The organism is Aquimarina sp. ERC-38 (assembly GCF_026222555.1).
Taxonomy (GTDB): domain Bacteria; phylum Bacteroidota; class Bacteroidia; order Flavobacteriales; family Flavobacteriaceae; genus Aquimarina.
The window spans coordinates 2,059,448-2,079,129 of record NZ_CP098511.1 but is presented as its reverse complement, the minus strand read 5'-3'; the positions used below and the strand labels follow the sequence as shown (position 1 = coordinate 2,079,129).

14 protein-coding genes are annotated in these 19,682 nt (G+C 34.2%); 6 read left to right on the top strand and 8 right to left on the bottom strand.

Annotated elements, in window-relative coordinates:
* Window positions 1-287 precede the first annotated feature (287 nt).
* A complete protein-coding gene (locus NBT05_RS08700; protein ID WP_265773098.1) occupies window positions 288-2,696 on the bottom strand; it encodes a T9SS type A sorting domain-containing protein in 2,409 nt (802 codons plus the stop codon).
* Between the two features lie 343 nt (window positions 2,697-3,039).
* A complete protein-coding gene (locus tag NBT05_RS08695) occupies window positions 3,040-5,448 on the bottom strand; it encodes a pre-peptidase C-terminal domain-containing protein (protein ID WP_265773097.1) in 2,409 nt (802 codons plus the stop codon).
* A 193-nt stretch (window positions 5,449-5,641) separates the two neighbouring features.
* Between NBT05_RS08695 and NBT05_RS08690 the strand changes: the two genes are divergently transcribed.
* The 4 genes from NBT05_RS08690 (at window position 5,642) to NBT05_RS08675 (ending at window position 8,829) form a co-directional block, all read left to right on the top strand.
* The gene (locus tag NBT05_RS08690) at window positions 5,642-6,505 is read left to right on the top strand and encodes a sigma-70 family RNA polymerase sigma factor (RefSeq protein WP_027395748.1); all 864 of its coding nucleotides are present in this window, start codon (window positions 5,642-5,644) and stop codon (window positions 6,503-6,505) included.
* Window positions 6,506-6,709: 204 nt separating this feature from the next.
* Window positions 6,710-7,126 carry a BLUF domain-containing protein gene (locus NBT05_RS08685; RefSeq protein WP_265773096.1) on the top strand — a complete coding sequence of 139 codons (417 nt, stop codon included), beginning with the start codon at window positions 6,710-6,712 and terminating at the stop codon, window positions 7,124-7,126.
* Between the two features lie 60 nt (window positions 7,127-7,186).
* Window positions 7,187-7,843: a ribulose-phosphate 3-epimerase gene (gene rpe, locus NBT05_RS08680; protein ID WP_265773095.1), complete on the top strand. Its 657-nt coding sequence runs from the start codon at window positions 7,187-7,189 to the stop codon at window positions 7,841-7,843.
* Window positions 7,840-8,829 (top strand): YpdA family putative bacillithiol disulfide reductase, encoded by a 990-nt coding sequence (locus tag NBT05_RS08675; protein ID WP_265773094.1) that lies wholly within the window; start codon window positions 7,840-7,842, stop codon window positions 8,827-8,829. The genes rpe and NBT05_RS08675 overlap by 4 nt, the downstream gene beginning before the upstream one ends.
* A gap of 554 nt (window positions 8,830-9,383) precedes the next feature.
* Here NBT05_RS08675 and NBT05_RS08670 read toward each other — a convergent pair.
* Window positions 9,384-10,094, bottom strand: a complete 711-nt coding sequence (locus tag NBT05_RS08670) for a Bax inhibitor-1 family protein (protein WP_265773093.1) — start codon at window positions 10,092-10,094, stop codon at window positions 9,384-9,386.
* Window positions 10,095-10,451: 357 nt separating this feature from the next.
* Window positions 10,452-11,318: a zinc-dependent peptidase gene (locus tag NBT05_RS08665; protein WP_265773092.1), complete on the bottom strand. Its 867-nt coding sequence runs from the start codon at window positions 11,316-11,318 to the stop codon at window positions 10,452-10,454.
* A 371-nt stretch (window positions 11,319-11,689) separates the two neighbouring features.
* Here NBT05_RS08665 and NBT05_RS08660 point away from each other — a divergent pair, with 371 nt between their 5' ends.
* Complete coding sequence (locus tag NBT05_RS08660; RefSeq protein ID WP_265773091.1) at window positions 11,690-12,742, top strand: acyltransferase family protein; 1,053 nt, start codon at window positions 11,690-11,692, stop codon at window positions 12,740-12,742.
* A 206-nt stretch (window positions 12,743-12,948) separates the two neighbouring features.
* Window positions 12,949-14,643 (top strand): hypothetical protein, encoded by a 1,695-nt coding sequence (locus NBT05_RS08655; RefSeq protein ID WP_265773090.1) that lies wholly within the window; start codon window positions 12,949-12,951, stop codon window positions 14,641-14,643.
* A 160-nt stretch (window positions 14,644-14,803) separates the two neighbouring features.
* Here NBT05_RS08655 and NBT05_RS08650 read toward each other — a convergent pair whose 3' ends face one another.
* From NBT05_RS08650 to NBT05_RS08635, 4 genes are all read right to left on the bottom strand, one after another.
* Entirely contained in the window at window positions 14,804-15,382 is a 579-nt protein-coding gene (locus tag NBT05_RS08650; protein ID WP_265773089.1) for a YceI family protein, read from the bottom strand.
* A gap of 123 nt (window positions 15,383-15,505) precedes the next feature.
* Entirely contained in the window at window positions 15,506-16,102 is a 597-nt protein-coding gene (locus tag NBT05_RS08645; RefSeq protein WP_265773088.1) for a Crp/Fnr family transcriptional regulator, read from the bottom strand.
* Between the two features lie 140 nt (window positions 16,103-16,242).
* Window positions 16,243-16,857 carry a MarC family protein gene (locus NBT05_RS08640; RefSeq protein WP_265773087.1) on the bottom strand — a complete coding sequence of 205 codons (615 nt, stop codon included), beginning with the start codon at window positions 16,855-16,857 and terminating at the stop codon, window positions 16,243-16,245.
* 77 nt (window positions 16,858-16,934) lie between these two features.
* The gene (locus NBT05_RS08635) at window positions 16,935-19,652 is read right to left on the bottom strand and encodes a malectin domain-containing carbohydrate-binding protein (RefSeq protein WP_265773086.1); all 2,718 of its coding nucleotides are present in this window, start codon (window positions 19,650-19,652) and stop codon (window positions 16,935-16,937) included.
* Window positions 19,653-19,682: the final 30 nt, after the last annotated feature.

The following is a 19,682-nucleotide window of genomic DNA, read 5'->3' as shown; positions in this document are numbered from 1 at the left end:
AATATTTATAATACTTATAAGATTTCTTTTTTAATTAGCCTTTTTTATTTAAAAATTCGCAAAGAAGGTTTCTCGTAAAGCTATTCTACCTAAGCCGGAAGGTTATACAGAACGACCTCCCAGAGACCGGAATAATGATCGTAATAAAAGAGGAAACGACCGTAAGCCTCGTGAAAATAGAAGAAGGGACTAGTTTATTTCCTTTTAACATGAAGCAAACAACGCCTTCAAAATTTGAAGGCGTTGTTGTTTTTTAGCTGATAAAAGCATTTTATCCATTCAGGATATTAGTTAACTACAAACTTATGAGAAAAGGTTTTATTATTTGATTTTATAGCATAAGTATACATCCCACGAGATAAGTTTAAGTTTTGAGCATCTGTGGTAATTACTTTATTCTCTCCTTGGTTAATAACTCCATCAAATACGGTTTGAATGGTTCTTCCATGCATATCAAGTACCATTACTTTAGTAGCTCCATATACCTCCGTACCTAGTTGTAAGCTAGCTGTTCCGGAAACTGATTGTGGATTAGGATAACTTAATATTTCTTCACTTACCACTTCCTGTAATTCGTTTAACACTTGGTTTTCTAAAGCCAGTAATTCCGGAATGGTCTTATCATACGAACTTTTTCTTCCAAAGGGAACAAAACCTAATGCAAAAGCGGTATTTACATCTGTTTGATTAGATCCTTCCGGAAAAAAACCTTCAAAATTACTATAAACATCTTTAGCAAAATCTACGTTTACCGTATTAGAATCGCCAAAAGCTCCATCTGTAATTCCGGCAAGACCATTTATATTACCACCTTCATCCATAATGGAAAATACATCGTTCTCGTTAGAAGTATGAAAATTTCCTAGATAATGGCCAATCTCGTGAGCAATTACATTTCCTAAAACAACCGTAACTAATTCTTCGATAGGTACATCATCTGTACGAAGTATATTGTTAATAGAATTTGGATTATCGGGATTTACATTACTTAATTCATCTAACAATACTAAAGCCTGATCCTCAAAACTAAAGTTCCCAATATCAATTGCACTGGCAATACCAAGAGTTTCTATACCGGATTCTTCGATGGTACCTCCCACAATGACTTTACTAAAAGAAATATTAGCCCTATTTAAGATTTTTGGAATGTTATCTCCTAGAAAATTACTCCCAAGATCACTAAGTATTAACACATCAAGATCCGGATTGATCCATTGTTCCTTTAGTTCCTTTTTCAAATTTTCTTTAACTACTTTATCAATTTCATAAATTAACCGTACCCGGTTTAAGGTTGTATTTTCAACTCCCCAGTTAGTAAGAAAATCTTCAAATGGAGATAAAAGCCGTATTCTATTTACCTCCTCATTACCTACTGCAATACTATCAGGAATATCAAGAAGTTCTTTTTGGGTAGTTTTAGCTCCGGTATAATCTAGGTATATAATCTGTTTTTGTCCTTTCTTATTAGTTTCAAATCCTGGTCTGCTAGCAATAATTTCTGCTGTATAAGAACCAACCGATCCACCGATAGATAGCTTATAATCACCGTCTTCAGGAATTACGTAGGAAAAAGAAGTAAATCCATCATCAGGTAAGGGTGATTCCTGAGTTAAAAAATTTTGAAAGAATCGAGTACCGATCCCTAAATCATTATCATCTAAAAATAAACTGGTATTTGTAGGCGTAATCCCATCGATAGCAATCCCAAACACATCTCCTTTTTTAAGTGAAAAGGAATAAAAATCCGTATCTGGAGTTTCACCGTAATAAGTCAGTTGAAATTGGTAATCCCCTTCTGATACAACTCCGCCACCTGAAGCTGAATCAAAGGGTTGAAGAGGTTCTGTTTCTGATTCTGATCCAATCAGAGTTTCAAAGTCATATACAGCAAAATAATAATTACCTGTAGCCGGAGCTATGAAATCTATAAAAGTTATAGCTGCCGGAAAAGAAAAATCCAACTCTTCTCCTTGCTCATTAAATACAAGGATAATAAGACGTATAGCCGTAGTATCTAATGACAAAGCAGAAAGTTCTACTAATTCTGTTTCCTTTAATGAAACTTTATAAAAATCAAAATCTCCATTACCCCCACTAGCAGCTCCTTGTGGACCATCTCCAATTCTAGCTTGCGTTACAAAATCAGTAAGAGGCTCTGAAAGCTCAATAGGCGTAGCTAAAGGAATGGAACCATTATCTTCTTCGCTATCAAAAAATTCAAAGTTAAAATCAGGACCTACTTCCCTGTCCAAAATTCCGTTGATTTGAAACTCATTAGTATTATTTTGACTACTTCCGAAATTAGGAATAGGTTCTGCACTAGAAATAGTGTCATTTAGGTTTTTACCTGGTTCCTCTTTTTCGGTAAAAGTAGCCATACTTCTTTTTTTACCTAGCTTAGTTCTTTTCTTCGCTTGTGCAAGATCATAGTAATACTTGCTCCATTGCCGGGCATTTCCTTTGTTTGAAAGATAACTGGTAAAAGGATTAACCCCAAGAGGCATTTGATAGGACTCTTTACTTTCTGAACTCTTTTTTTGAAGACGATTCTGTTTTTCTTGTTTATACAGCCTAACATAGTTTCGGAATTCTTCAGCTTTTGTTCTAGAATTTTGAATTTGTGCAAATCCGGAATAGAATGTACTTAAGGTTAGCATGAACACGAGTGTCCAAACTAAATTGGTACTTTTTTTCATAATATAGGTTTTAAAAGTGAGTATTGTAAACGATAATACATAATTTTATCAATTCAATAAAGAAGAATGAGAGTATTTTGACTTAATTTTAGAATTAATTAAGGTTTTTTAATATTTTCTTTGCGTAATTTAGGAAGCTATATTTCTGACAGTTGATATTGCTTCAAAATTTCACCGAGAGAGGTTTCCCATATTTTTTTATTCAGATAATAGATATCTACAAAAAAGTCTTCCGCAAATTATTATAAGTGTGTCGTTCAAGTAAGTAGAAAATATAACGCCTTCAAAATCTGAAGGCGTTATTGTATTTTAGCTAATTGAATAATTGAAGTTTTAAGCTTTTTTAATTCACTACAAACTTATGAGAAAAGGTTTTATTATTTGATTTTATAGCATAAGTGTACACGCCACGAGATAAGTTTAAGTTTTGAGCATCCGTGATGATTTCTTTATTTTCTCCTTTCTTAATAACCCCATCAAATACCGTTTGAACGGTTCTCCCATGGATATCAAGTATTGTAACTTTAGTAGCTCCGTATACCTCAGTTCCTAATTGTAAGGAAGCAATACCTGAAGTCGATTGCGGATTAGGATAACTTAATATTTCCGTGCTTACTACTTCTTGGAGATCATTTAACACCTGATTTTCTAAAGCTAATATTTCCTTTATCGTACTATCATCCGAGCTTTTTCTTCCAAAAGGAATAAAACTTAGCGCAAAAGCAGTATTTACATCCGTCTGGTCTGAACCTCCCGGGAGAAAAGCTTCGGCTAGGCTATAAGCATCTTTGCTAAACATAACATCTACTGTACTCTCATCACCAAATGCAGCTTCACCGGCTACGCCTGCTATTCCGTTAAGGTTACCTCCTTCATCCATAATAGAAAAGACGTCATTAGCAGCATTAGTATGGTAGTTTCCTAAATAGTGTCCAATTTCATGAGCAATTACATTTCCAACAACAACCGCTACTAATTCTTCAATAGGTACATTATCCGCACGTGGTATATTATTAATAGAATTAGGATCTTCAGGGTCCGTATTACTTAATAGATCCAATAGTACTAGAGCTTCGTCTTCAATACTAAAATTTCCACTGTCAATTTCATTAGCAATACCAATAGTCCGTATACCGGATTCTTCAATAGTACCTCCTACAATTACTTTACTAAATGGAATATTTGCTTTATTTAGAATCTTTGGTATCGTATTCCCTAAGAAATCACTACCTAAATCACTAAGTATTAATATATCAAGACCGGGATTGATTCCTTTTTCTCTTAATTCCTGTTTAAGCTTTTCTTTAACTACTTTATCAATTTCATGAATCAACCGTACCCGGTTTAAAGTTGTATTTTCAATCCCCCAATTTTCCAGAAAATCCTCAAACGGAGATAAAAAACGTTCCTGGTTTATAACATCATCGTTAACCCCAATTGTATCCGGAACATTAAAAAATGCCCTTTGATTAAATTCTGACCCCGTATAATCTAAGTAGACTATTTGTTTTTTTCCTTTATTATTAGTCTCTAATCCGGACCTAGTAGCCAGAATCTCTGCGGTGTACGGACCTACAGATGTGCCAATGGACAAGGTATAGTCACCATCTTCAGGAATTACATAAGACAGCGTAGTTTCTCCGTTATCCGGTAAGGGGGAACCTTGAGTTTGAAAATTGGTAAAATTACGAGTTCCCGCTCCCAGGTTATCATCTGTCAGAAACAGGTTGGTATTTGTTCTGGTAATTCCGTCAATAGCTACCCCAAACACATCCCCTTTTTTAAGTGAAAATGAATAGAAATCCCTATCTGTAATTTTGCCAAAATAGCCAAGTTGCAATATGTAATTACCTTCTAATACTACGCCTCCTCCTGAATCCGAATTAAAAGGTTGAAAAGGTATGGTTTGAAATAAAGTTTCAAAATCATATACCCCAAAGTAATAAGTACCTGCAACAGGAGGGATAAATTCAAGAGAAATCTGAGGTCTTGTTAATGAAAATCCAAACCTTAATATCTCTCCTTCTTCGTTGTAAATAAGAACTGCCGGATTAAACGGAATAGAATCGGTTGCTAAAATACTGAATTGTACCAGCTCTGCTTCTTGTAAAGAAACTTTGTAAAAATCAAAATCGCCGTTACCCCCGTTTTCTGATCCTTGCGGGCCATCTCCAATTCTGGCCCTTGTATTATAGTTAGTGATAGGTTCCGGAAGATCTATAGGATTCGCCAGGGGAATAGAACCATTGTCTTCTTCGGTTTCAAATATTTGTAAATCTGTTTTAGGTTTTTCTTCCGGGCCTAAGTTACCATTGATTAAAAATGTATTTGTATCATCTGGACCACTCCCGAAATTCGAAATAAATTCTGAGTTATCGCTCGTGTCATTTAGATTTTCCCCTGGCCTTTCCTTCTCATTAAAAGTAGCAATATTCATTTTTCTACTAAGTGTACTTTTGTTTTTGGCTTGTGCTATTTCATAATAATACCTACTCCATTGTTCAGCACTTCCTTTATCGGAAAAATAACTGGTATAAGGGTTAACTCCCAAAGGCATATTATATGACTCCTTACCTATTGCATTCTTTTTTTGAAGATTGTTGTTTTGAATTCTTTCTTTATACAACCTATAATAATTCAGAAGTTCTTCAGTTGGAGTTTTAGGATTTTGATTTTGTGCTAATCCGGAAGAACATACGCTTACCGTTAGAATGAACATGAATGTCCAAATTAAATTTGTGTTTTTTTTCATTTTGTATTATTATAAAAGTAAGTGTTTTGTAAAAAACAAGATAGCTTTTCTTTCATTATTTATGTAAAAACCAGCGAGATTTGACAAAATTTTAAATTAAAATTAATTTTTTGTAACATTTTTGCAACGTCTTACGTATAACTAGTATAGAAGGGCTCCAGAAGTCATAATTGCAAACCCCTAAAAAATTTAGATGAGACAGCTAAAGATTACAAAGCAGGTTACCAACCGGGAAACTGCATCCCTGGATAAATATCTACAAGAGATTGGGAAGGTAGACCTGATTACGGCTGATGAAGAAGTAGAATTAGCACAGCGTATTAAAGCTGGTGATGAACGTGCTTTAGAAAAACTAACAAAAGCGAATTTACGTTTTGTAGTATCGGTAGCCAAACAATATCAAAATCAGGGATTAACACTTCCGGATTTAATCAATGAAGGGAACCTAGGTCTGATTAAAGCTGCAAAGCGATTTGATGAAACCCGAGGTTTTAAATTTATATCCTACGCCGTATGGTGGATCAGACAATCTATCTTACAGGCATTGGCAGAACAATCCAGAATTGTTCGTCTACCTTTAAATAAAATTGGGTCTATTAATAAAATTAATAAAACCTATGCTTTTTTAGAACAATCTCATGAACGTCCGCCAAGTGCAGAAGAGATTGCAAAAGAGTTGGATATGACCATTAACGATGTTAAGGAATCCATGAAAAATTCAGGACGCCATGTAAGTATGGATGCTCCTCTTGTAGAAGGTGAAGATTCTAATCTATACGATGTTTTAAATTCTGGTGAATCACCTAATCCTGATCGTTCTTTATTACATGAATCTTTACGGACAGAAATTGAAAGAGCTCTGGAAACCCTTACCCCCAGAGAAGCAGATGTAATTCGGTTATATTTTGGATTAGGAGATCAACATCCGATGACCCTCGAAGAAATCGGAGAAACCTTTGATCTGACCCGTGAAAGAGTTCGGCAAATTAAAGAGAAGGCAATCAGACGTTTAAAGCATACTTCACGTAGTAAAATTTTAAAAACTTATTTAGGCTAATAAATTATCTAAATATTTATTACCTTGCAAGCACAAGCAGTTACTTCAATATAACTGTTCGTTTTTTGATTGATGAATGACCTCCGGCTGATTACCGGAGGTTTTTTCATTTTAAAATCTTGATGAAAGCATACTTTTCTTTGTTAAAACACAAATGGGTAGATAGAGTTCAATATCTTGATAGGGAATATTTATCTAAGTACTATGCCAGAACCTACCAAAAAAACAATAAGCTACGTTAGTACTGCGCATTCTTATCTCTCCAGTTTGAATTTAGAAAACTTATTTACCTATTCCAGAGAACGTAATATGGCTAATTGTATTGATGGTATTCTACTCTTTTCAGAAGGTAACTTTTTTCAGATTATTGAAGGAGAACGTAATAAAGTAAATCAACTATACGCCAGAATAGAAAAGGATCACAGGCATCACAATTTGATTAAATTTATAGACAAACCTACCAGGACACTTCATTTTTCGGAGTACGATTGTTTATTTGCAACAGCAAAAAAGAATCATAACAGCTATGAGGAACTGTGCCAATTTATAGAATTGGAAAAATCAAACGCCCCTAAAGAATTCGTAAAATATGAATACTTAATCCATAATTTTTTAAAATAAAATTGCATTTTAGAAATTATATCATGTAACCGATAAACAGTATTTTTGAAATAAAAAATAATGACAAAAATTGCTCCTTCTGTATTAGCGGCTGATTTTGCTAATTTACAACGTGATATTGAAATGGTAAACCGGAGTGAAGCCGATTGGTTTCATGTTGATATTATGGACGGTGTTTTTGTTCCTAATATCTCCTTTGGAATGCCGGTTTTAGAAGCTATCACCCGATATGCTAAGAAAACTATAGACGTTCATCTAATGATTACGGATCCGGACCGTTATATCGGTACTTTTGCTGCATTGGGTAGTGACATATTAACTGTACATTATGAGGCTTGTCCCCATTTACACCGAAGCTTACAGGCTATAAAAAAAGAAGGAATGCAGGCAGGGGTTGCTTTAAATCCGCATACCCCCGTATCGTTATTAACTGATATTATTAAGGATATTGACCTGGTTTGCATAATGAGCGTTAATCCCGGATTTGGCGGACAATCTTTTATAGAAAATACGTTCACAAAAGTGGAAGCTCTTAAAGAACTGATCCTTAAAAAAAATGCAACAACACAAATTGAAATTGACGGAGGTGTTACTGATGAGAATGCTTTGCAGTTAAAAAAAGCAGGAGCTGATGTCTTAGTAGCTGGTAGTTTTGTATTTAAAAGTGCAGATCCTATTGCTACCATTCAAGAACTTAAAAAATTTACGGCAGTATGAAAACCTTTGACATTGTTATTGTAGGTGGTGGCCCCATTGGTATTGCTTGTGGGCTGGAAGCCAAAAAGAAAGGATTATCCTATGTAATTATAGAAAAAGGACCTATTACCAATTCGCTCTTTAATTATCCTAAGAACATGCAGTTTTTCTCCTCTTCAGAAAAACTGGAGCTGGATGCCATCCCTTTTATCAGTAAGGAAGCGAAACCTAAAAGAGATGAAGCTTTAGAATACTACCGAAGAATTGTGACTTCTAATAATTTAAATATTCATCTATTCGAAGAGGTGATTGAAGTTACAAAACAAACCAGGGAGTTTTTAATACATACTAATAAAGATCAGTATACGGCAAGCTTTGTAATTATTGCTACCGGTTTTTATGATATTCCGAATCGTTTACAAGTTCCCGGAGAAGAATTACCTAAAGTTTCGCATTATTATGATGACCCTCATTTTTATGCGAAACAGAAATTAGCGGTGGTAGGTGCCAGTAATTCTGCGGTAGATGCGGCTTTAGAATGCTATCGAAAAGGTGCGGAAGTTACCATGATTGTACGTGGCCCTCAAATTGGTGAACGGGTAAAATATTGGGTAAAACCGGATATTGAAAACCGAATTAAGGAAGGAAGCATTACAGCTTATTTTCATACGGAAGTTAAAGAGGTCACAAAAAACGAACTGATTCTGCTGGATACTTCTACTCAAAAAAGCTTTACTATTGCTAATGATTACGTACTGGCACTAACCGGATACCGACCTAATTTTACATTCCTGCAAAACATGGGCATTCACCTTTCTACCGACGGTAAAAAACATCCCGCCTATAACCCGGAAACCATGGAATCCAACGTTGAAAATTTATTTTTAGCGGGAGTAATTTGCGGAGGAATGGATACGCATGTTTGGTTTATAGAGAATTCAAGGGTACATGCGCAGATGATTCTGGATACGATAACTTCTAAGAAGGAGGTTGAGGTGAAGGTTTAGTGAGATTAGTTATTTAGTTGAATAGCCAAAAGGCACTAGGGACTGGTTATCCGTTACTAAGTTATTTAGTTGATTAGGCAGAAGGCACTAGGCAGAAGTTGTTTTGTTACAGGTTATTTAGTTGATTAGGCAAAAGGCACTAGGTAGAAGTTATTTTGTTATTAGTTATTAAGCTATTGGATTATTAGTAATATTTAAATTTTTGAAAAAAACCTATGGCTGAGGCTGAGGTTCTCGAAGCCTCGAAGCCCATTATTTACTAGTTATTGGTTATTGAGTTAACTAATAATTAATTGCTCTTGTGATCTATCTTAAAATTGTTTAATAAAAGTATGAATTTTACTAAAATTCTTCAATTGTTTCCAACCATTATTAATTCATTATACGTCTAACTATACCTTCAAAACATGTCTTGAGACACATTATCTACTATTATATAGCTAAATCAACATAAAATAGCTTTTAATGATAAGTGTACATACAATAGTGTATAAATTAAAGGGATGTTACTCATAAAATTACAATTATACTAAAATTCAAAGGTTTGGTAAGACCTAATCTCCGCTAAATCTGGATAGAATACTTAAAATATACCAGAATAATAACATTAGCGAAGCAAACAGACCTAAGGAAGCACCTACGTATTGATCTTCGCTGTATTTGTGTACAATATTAGAAGTTTGGTATAAAATTGTTCCGGAAGCTAAGATAACCATCCCGGCACTAAACCATAAGCCCAGATTAAAACCAAAAAGCATTCCGGCAACAATCAATCCGATGGCAATAAAGAAACCAATGGTAAGTGCAGATTTTAAAAAAGAAAATTCCTTTTTAGTAATCAGCACGATCGCAGATAATCCGGTAAATAAAGAAAGCGTAAGTAAGGCCGCCTGATTTAATATATTTGCCCCACTTTCAGAAGATACCATCATGGCAATTCCAATTAAAGGAATAAAAATAAAAGCTTCGGCAATTACATAGACTAATAATCCAAGGTACTGTTGATTTATATTATGCGTACTGTGTGCCAAACGTTCTGCATAGGAAGTGGCCAACATAAAGCCTCCTAACATCAATAGCCATCTCCAGCCCTGAGTCATAGAAAAGGCAAAGTTAACAATGGTTTCGGATTGAAAAAAGGCCCACTCTACAATGATAAATAATAGTACAGCCATTGCCAGGTGGGTGTATGTTTTCTTATAAAAAGCGACTCTTCCTTCGGTAGAAAGTTCGTTTACAGGAACTATTTGCTTTGTGGTATCCATAGTTGTTTATTTTATTTAGGTTTTCAAATATAAAAATTTTTCCCTAAACTCCTGTTTTACCGTATAAAATTTTAAGAATTTTCTTTCGATTTACTAATTACACCTGTGGCACATTTGAATAATAATAATTATAAAATCCATTGGTTCGATTGCTTCAACCGAAAGAAGTAGTCTATCTAGTCTTTCGACCAGGCTCAAGATGATAAAGATTTTTAGTTAAAAAAGCTTTGTAATCCTGAGTCAAATCGAAGGATTCGATATCCTCGATTAAGTCAAAGACAGGCTATTTTTTCTTCATTTTATTATGAAAAAACACTCAAACTGACGCTTTTTTCCTCTAAACACACTAGAGGTTAGTCATGTTTCAAAATATCGAAAATTAAGCATTTGAACTACATATGCATAGACTACCGGTAATTTCTTTTTTAGTTTTTCGGGCGTTTCCATAAAAACTTCTATAAGTACTGCTAGAAACTCGAATTTGTCTGTATAGGCATACTCCCGTAGAATTTTTGTGTCCACAATATCTGTTCGCACCTTTTTTGAAGATAAATACTGCTCCAGTTCCAGGAAGGTGTCATAAAATAGTTCGGAGCTGATATTACTACTTTTCATAGCGTCATAATGTAAAGCATGGGTGATTTCATGAATTCCCAGATTTACTCCTTCTTCCGGATGCCACTTTCCGTTATTAAAGTGTTCCCATGAAAGGGCCAGGGCTCTTGACCTGGGATTAAATTCTCCGTTATTTTTAGTTTTATTTAAAATAGAATAAAATGAAGTTGGATATAAAATAATGGTCTCTACATAATCCAGCATATAATTGCGCATCCCAAAGGTAAGTTGAATCACAATTGCTGCTACCTGCACCCGTTTTTTATCATTGATAAGCAAGCCTTCCCTACCTACAAATCGAGTTGCTTTTAAAAATTTGGTTAAGCGGTGTTCAAAATATCTTTTCTCCTTTTTGGATAAGCGAACGTAAAATTTATTTTCAGATAAATAGTTCTTATAAGCTTTAGGAATTTTCTTTTGTATTGGATAAAAATGTACAAATACAGGTTTTTTATAGTAGCGTACATATAAATATTCCAAATATTTTAAAAAAAAGAAAATACAAATACTGGATACACTTAATACGGCAATAATTCCGAATAATTGTGAAACTATAGATACAGGTTCATTGGCATTCTGAAAACTTATAAAAACCCCCTGCATGTTCATATTCCTTTTTAAAAGTTAAATTACTCAAAATTAATACAATTATCATGCTCTTTTAGAAAAAGTATAAAGCAGATATGTAACAAAGTGTTCTTAAACCATTAGCATCCGGTAAAGATTCAAAATGGCTATTGCTTCTATAATCAAGAATCAAGACTAATTATGATGGTGTTAGAATTAATATTATAAGATCATTCATGTTAAAAAAATTAATTTTGAGAAAGTAAAAAAGCAACCTCCAAACATTTAAAGCTTTGAATCACCTTATTTTACTAAGCTTTATAAACTTTTATTTATTTTAACCAGACACTAGTGTTTTTAAATTTTAAATTCCGAATTCGGAATTATTAATTCCTGTATTATCTTCGCTTATCATGTTAACCAATTTACAAGCCTTCCGATTTATTTTTGCTGTCTTTGTTTTTGCCAGTCATCTAAATTATGTAATCCCGGAATACAGTACCGTATGGAAATGCTTATACCGCTATATTTTTAGAGAAGGTTTTATAGGGGTTACCTTCTTCTTTATGTTAAGCGGCTATATTTTGGCTTATCGATACTACGATTCGTTTCAACAACAAAACTTTTCCTTTACCATTTTTTTAAACCGAAGAATTGCCCGATTGTTACCAGTTTATTACTTAAGTCTGCTTATTGCCCTCCCTCTGACTTTTTCAGAATTTTTAGATGGAGACCGTATTTTTTATTTTAAGAAATTAGCCACTAATCTTTTTCTACTTCAAAGTTATATCCCTGTAAGTGATTATTATTTTTCTTTTAACGGGGTTTCCTGGAGTATTTCAACCGAATTATTTTTTTATCTATGCTTTCCGGGAGTATTTTACATGCTACTTCGGGTTAAAAAATTAATACCTCTAGCTCTAAGTATTGTTGCAATTATTCTTCTATTAGGGCTTATCTTCTTTTATTTTCCCAATGCGTATTACTGGCTTTATATTTCACCTTTTACTCGTATTGCAGATTTTAGTATAGGTATTATTGCATTTTTAGTAAGTAAAAAGTTTCAGATTTTTAAATTCATTACTAATAGTTCAAAGAGAGAATACTTGGCACTGGGTATTGGTTTCGTCTTTTTATGCGTTCAGCCCTTTGTCCATGAAAATTTTAAGCTTTCTGTATACTATTGGTGTCCTATGTTTATAATTTTACTGGTATTCGGGGATTCTCAAGGAGCAATTACTAAAAGGTTAGCACATCCTTTATGGCAATACCTGGGTTCTTTAAGTTTTTCCTTTTATCTGATACACCACACTTTTTTTAAGTATTACCAAACTTATATAGGTCATAAAGAATTGTTTCTTTCTACAGGAATTGTGGTTTTACTTCTTTTTTTGATTAGTTTATTAAGTAGTGCGTTCTTGTACCATTTTATAGAAGAACCTGCTCGTAAATTATTGCGGAAATAAAGATCAATGCAATAATACATTAACTCAAAAATATATAATTTCTAATAAATTTGTTAAAATATTAAAAAATTATTTTACAATTAACTATTTAGCTAAAAGAGTTAAAAATCAATAAGCTTATGAACTTAATTTGTTATCGCTAGTATTTTATAAAACTGAAATACACATGCATACTATAAACAAGTACTAATCATAACTTAATATTTATGGAACTTATATATCAAACCAAACTGTTTCTGGTTTCTCAGATTCACCCTATGTTCATCCAAGACACAGTAGTCACGGATGATCTTTTTTTATCACCTAAGTTTTTTATTACCATTATATCTGGCGTAATCTTAGCTCTTGCTTTTCAACTTATATTGACGGCACTTTCTGTAGCTATGGGAATTACAGCTATTGGTAATTTAAAGGAAAAGTTTGTAAAGGCTTCTAATCATACCGGTGATTCTTCTGACGACAATAATAATGACACTTTTGATCAGGATTACAGCTCTGATACGTCTATGGGGGTTAAAATTACTTCCGGATTTGGAATTTGGAGCGTTATTACCACTTGTCTTTCTCTTTTTGCAGCTACTGCCCTTGCGGTTAACCTAAGCATGTTTGAAACCGGAGAAACGAGTTTAACCCTAGGATTAGTGATCTGGGCTTTGTTTTTTATTATTCTATTTTACCTGGAAGTTAAAATTGCAAATACTGCCATCGGAGGTTTAATTAATACGGCAACTTCAGGATTAAAAGCTTCTTCTAAAGCAGTTCAGAATATGTTGACTTCAAGCAAGGAAAAGAAAATAGAAAACCTGGTGACCAATACTATTGACAAGGTAAAATCAGAATTTGATGCATCTTCAAACCTGGATCAGATCTCCAGCACTTTAGATAACTTTTTAAATAAGGTAGATAATAAATTACCGAACTACGATCAGCTTAAAAATGATATTAGTGAAATAGCAGATACTTCCGGTAGTACTAATAACTCCGGGAAGTGGATGGCCATCCAACAAGTATTAAATACTGCGGTGCTAAAAGGTTCTGAAAATAAAGATTCGCAGAGTACTGATAAAACACAGAAGTTGAAAGATCTTATGGCACAACTAAAAGATACGTACGATAGTGACGCAAGTAAAACAGAAAATGCCAAAAAAATGTTGGAACAATTTACCGATATGGACCGACAGGAAATTGATGAACGTATTGCGAAATTCAAATCAACACTTCAATCAGCAAAACCAGAGTCATTTTCTTCTAATCAGTTAAAAGAAGATATCCGAAAGATTATAGAAAATCCAAAAATGTTATTATCCATTGCTTCCGGAAAAGTAAAAGATATTGATAGAGATTCCATTATTGATATATTGGAAAAAAATACAAATTTAGATAGGGCACAAATCGACAAATATGCTTTACAGGTAGAAGAGTCTGTTAGTTCTGTGACTTCAAAATTTAATAAGGAGCAAATCGACAATCTTACTAAAAGTCTGGAAGCACGAGTAGCTTCCTTCTTTAATGGGACTGAAAGGGAGGAATTAAATTACGATTCTTTAAAAGAAGATATGGTTAAAATTATTGATAAACCTTCAGATAGTTTTACAATTATAAAAGACCGTCTAAAGAAGTTTGATAAAAATACCGTACGTTCTTTAATTACTCGTAATAAAGGGATTAACGACAGTCATATCGACAGAATAAGTGATACTATTGAACAAGCCAAAACTCAAGTTTCTGATAAGTTACATGCTATTGAGATGCGAGCACGACAGGAGATGGAAATGATCAAAAGAAAAGCGGTTATTAAAGCAGAACATACCCGTAAAACTGCGGCTTCTGCAGCATGGTGGTTAGTAATTACCGCCGTATTATCAGCCGGAGCGGCAGTAACCGGTGGGTTTATTTCTTAAAACCAAATTAACGTTGTAAGAATAGATTACAAGAATAGTTAAAATTCTTAGTTAATAAGCGAAGTCAAAAGGTTCTGGACAGTTTAAATCACCGTTCTCCCTTTTGACTTCGCTTATTTTATTATAATCTTTTAAAAAGGGATTTCTTCTAATATTTTATTTAAAATTCTAAATCTGCAACCAGGTCAAATTCATCATAAATAGCTTTATCCTTAAGTCCGTCAAAAAAACTTGCAGAGCCATATTTAACATCATATTGAGTTCGGTCAATTTTTAAATTTGTCGTGGCTTTATTCCCGTAAACAGATATCTCAAATGTCACAGGCTGCGTAGTGCTTTTAATAGTAAGATCCCCAATGACTGAATATGCATTTTTTCCTTTTGGTTTCACCTCAGTAAATACCAAACTGGCGGTATTATATTTCTCTACTCCAAAAAAGTCATCTGATTTTAAATGTCCTTCCAGTTTTCCTTTATTTTCATCGGTAAGATCCGTACAATCAATGCTAGTCATATCTATGATCACCTTACCTCCGGTTAAAACCTGGTCTGTAAATTCAAGAGACCCTGATTGGATAGCAATTGTTCCTTCATGTGATCCGGTAACTTTGTAACCTTTCCATACTACTTTACTATTTTTTACATCAATATCTTTTGTTTCTATGTCCAAAGTGTTGTAAGCAGATAATAAAAGTACTACTAGCGTAAAAAGTCCTATGTTTTTAATAAAATTTTTCATGATTTATTATTTTTAGATTTATTTGTAACTGGTACAAATTTCTATAAACACTCTTTCTTTGACAATAAACTACTTTATTAAACCATAGTAATCTAGTTTAACTTTTGCCGGTGAAGAGTAACTTTAGCTTTGAAGGTATTTACTTTTGATCTTGCTTAAAAACTCTTTGGTAATTCCTAGATAAGAAGCAATCATATATTGAGGAACTCGCTGCTCAATCTCAGGATAAGTTTTTCTAAAAGAAAGATAACGCTCTGTAGCAGTTAAGCTAAAAGTATCGAATATTCTTTTTTGGGAAGCAACGAAAGCCCGCTCAATAATTTTTCTAAAGAAACGTTCCATCTTAGGAACTTCCTGATATAGGTCTTCTAAAGCTTCGTAGGTGAATTCAAATAAGTTAGTTTGTTCTAAACACTTTACATGATATTGTGAGGGTAACCGTGAAATAAAACTACCCAAATCTGAAGTCCACCAATTTTCAATACTAAACATAATGATATGCTCCTGCCCTTCTTTATCTAACGCAAACATTTTGGTACATCCGGATACGATAAAACAAGCACTTTTACAGATATCTCCTTGTTGAATAATGTACTGATCTTTCAAATAAGTACGATAGTTGGTTTTATCAAAAACCAATTGAATTTCTCGCTCAGTAAGCGTTACGTATTGAGAAATATATACCAGTAACTGGTGGAAAGCAGTATCTTCTTGTAACAATTGAGTAATACGTTAACTAATTCAAGAGCAAAAATACAGGATTTACTCTTTAAACGGTATTATCGCTTACTACAATCTTCTAATATTGTCAAATCGTTTAGTATTATAACTAAAGGGTAAATCAGAAAGAATATACATTTCTAATTCAATTTGATAAAATAGTTAGTAATACCACTCATAATACTTTGTACTGCATAAGAAGCCAGAATTAATCCCATGATCTTACTGATTACCGTAATACCATAATTACCAATTCGTTTTTGCAGATGGTTTGCAGCCAGAAGCAACAAACAGGTAATACCAATAACAACAAGTACTAATGCTGTAGTTACCGCTTGCTGCGAAATGGTATATAGATGATTATCCGTAAGTAAAACTACTGCCATAATTGCTCCGGGCGAAGCTATGGATGGTATGGCAATAGGAAAGATAGTGACATGATTGTAATCTGTAATTCTGTTTTTCTCCTGTTCCGGTTTTCCATCCCCAAAGATCATAGTCAGTGCAAATAAAAAAAGTATCACTCCCCCGGAAATTTGAAAGGCATCCAGGGATATGGACATCCCTTCTAAAATGAGTTGTCCGATCACAATAAAGAATAATAAGATAAGGAAGGCAACAAAAGAAGCTTTGACTGCAATTTTCTTTTTGTAAGCTTTGTCAAACTGTTTTGTAGCTTCCAGATAAACAGGAATAGAACCAATGGGGTCCAAAACTGCAAAAAGAAAAAATAAGGTAGTTACAATTTCCAGCATATGCTCAACTTACCATTTTTAAACTGACTATTAAAGTAATAAAGGTTTTACTCAAAGTAAAAATCTTTGTATCTAACTTATTTTTTTACAAACAGTTTAGATTCTGTACCCTGGTTTGAGACTACATTAAAAATATAAACTCCTTGAGGCAATACGTGAGTATCGATAACATCCTTGTAAATCCCGTTTGTACCTGAAAACTGTAATGAATCATACAATTTTCCATTAAGCGAATAAATTTTTACCTGAAAGGTTTGTTTTTTATCTAAGTTAAACTCAAAGTTTAAATTAGATAAAACAGGGTTAGGCACGACTTTTAAATGCACTGCTCTACTAGTTAAAAAATCTGATGTTACCGTTTTATTATCTACTACGGATAATTCCCTACCACGTTCAGCTACTTTACTCACTATTAAAATATCAATATTGGGACCACTAAGTCCATTAGAAACTACTTGGATACTATTTCTTCCTTTAGTAAGATAGGCAGCTACTTCAGTAAGTTCCCACTTGTTCCAGGCTCCGGTTGCAGGAAAATCAAGTTGATCAGCAACAACTCCATCATTTATTACAAGTTGTAACGGCCTATTTTCGGATTGGGAAGCATATCTAAAGAAAATAAAATACGTTCCGTCAGCGGGAATATCTTCAATAACCCACTCTATAGATTCATCTTCGGTTTTAATAAAGTCCACAAAACCGCTGCCGCTAAAACCGGAATGAGTTTGATCTGTTTCGCAACCTTTTAAATCTGCATTTTCTGCTTCTAAGGAAATAAGAAGATCGTTAAAAGTACGTTGCTCCGGTTCAACTTCAATCCATTGTGTAGTGCTCAACGGACAACAAATACCTTCTTTTCCGCCATTTGCTATCACCAATCGATTTCCAAATACCTCTGCATTGGGCGCCAGAAGTTTTGCCGGAAGTTTACATAATTCATTCCATTGGTCAGATGCCGGATTATATTCAGTAATATCCTCATAAAAGAAATTTCCTCTTCTACCTCCTACAATAATAATTTTATCATTATGTACAATAGTTCCGGGTTCAAAATGGGACCGGTCAGAGGGAAGATTCGCTTTACGGGTCCATTCGTTTGTTACAGGGTCGTATTCATCCAGAAAATTTTGATCATCTACACCACCATCATGGCCGTATTGACCTCCAATAGCATAAATCTTGCCGTTTACGGTCGCTGCACTTAAATGATTTCTGGGATTAGGTAACGGTGCGGCAGCTTTCCATCCGGCACTAAGGTTATTAATATCCAGAACATAATGTTCTCCCACATCTGTTCTTCGATCCGGTAATAAACCTCCGAAGAAATGAATTTTCTCATTAAAATATGCAGCAGCCCCGGAACCTCTTGGATTAGGTAATGAAGGTCCTTCTGTCCAGGTATCTTTTTGCGTATTATAAATTTGAACTTTATCCGTAGCGGTACCCGGATGATTACCGATAAATCCGGCAATGATCCAGATATCCTGACCAACCACTGCCTTACCTGCATGTGTTACGGATACTGGTATAGGAGCTCCTTTACTCCAAGTATTCGTTTTAGGATCAAAAATTTCAGTGGCATTGGTAATTTTAAGATTGTCTAGAAAACCGGAAAAAGTATATAATTTGCCATTTACTTTGGCACTTTGTGATTCCAGTTTTTCTAGAGGGCCATTGGCTAAGTTATTCCAGGCACAATTATCATCTTTCGTATTAATAACACTTCCGTCACCAAATAATTCCAATGCCGAAAGTTTAGGCAGGTCAACTTCCGCAGTAAAATCGATGTCTAAGATTCCATCAGATACGTTTGCTTCAAACTCTTTAATTAAAGCGGTCATTGCCCCCACTTCGCCATAAATATCCAGGTCGTCTATTACTTTTTTACCTTCAATACTTACATCAAAAACACGTTCGCCACCTACAGCCCTCGCCCCTCCGGTAGCACCCCAGTAAATTTCCGCAAAATGCAGGCGAACCTGATAGGTTCCCTGAGAAACCGGAATTTTATAACTAAAGGATTCATTATTCCTTAAGGTTCTTCGTTCTGTTTTATAAAGAAGGTCATCATCCGTACTAGCAATAGTATTGATCGCACTTTTTTCAAAAGCTTTCCCTTTTCCTTCAAAATAAGTATCAGCTTCAAAGCTAGTTCCGGAAACAGTAACCTTTTCACCGCCGCTATTAATTTTAAGCAAAGGTTTACCTAAGGCTATATTCTTTGATACAACGGCAAAGGCTGACAACTTGGGTTGGTCAATCACTCCCTGAAAATCCATATTTAATTCACCATCAGTAACCTGTACATCAAAAGTTTTTACTAGCGGAGTCATTGCCCCTACTTCTTTATAAATATCAAAATTCTCCAGAACCAGGTTATCTTCAATTGTGGTATTAAAAACCCTTTTTCCGCTACCCTCTGCTCTTCCACCAGTAGCACCCCAATATATTTCAGCAAAATGTAAATAGATCGTATAGGTACCATTAGGTACCGGAATTTTATAACCGAAGCTCCCATTAAAAGTTTCCGTACTTCGCTCCGATATATAAATATCCTCTAAATCTTTACTTTTTATATTTGTATCAAAGAATGTTTTTCCGTCACCTGTAAAAAATTGATCTTTCTCATACAATCCGGTGGTGGTTTGTACTGCTCCACCTCCGCAATTAACTAATAATTCGAATTGTGGAGCTATATTAATTGAGGTGGTTGCATATCCGGAATTGATTAGGAGAAGTAAGGAACAAAGCAAAGAGAACGTAGTTTTCTTAATAGCTGTATATTTAAATTTCATGACGATGGACAGTTAGGATATTAGTTTTTT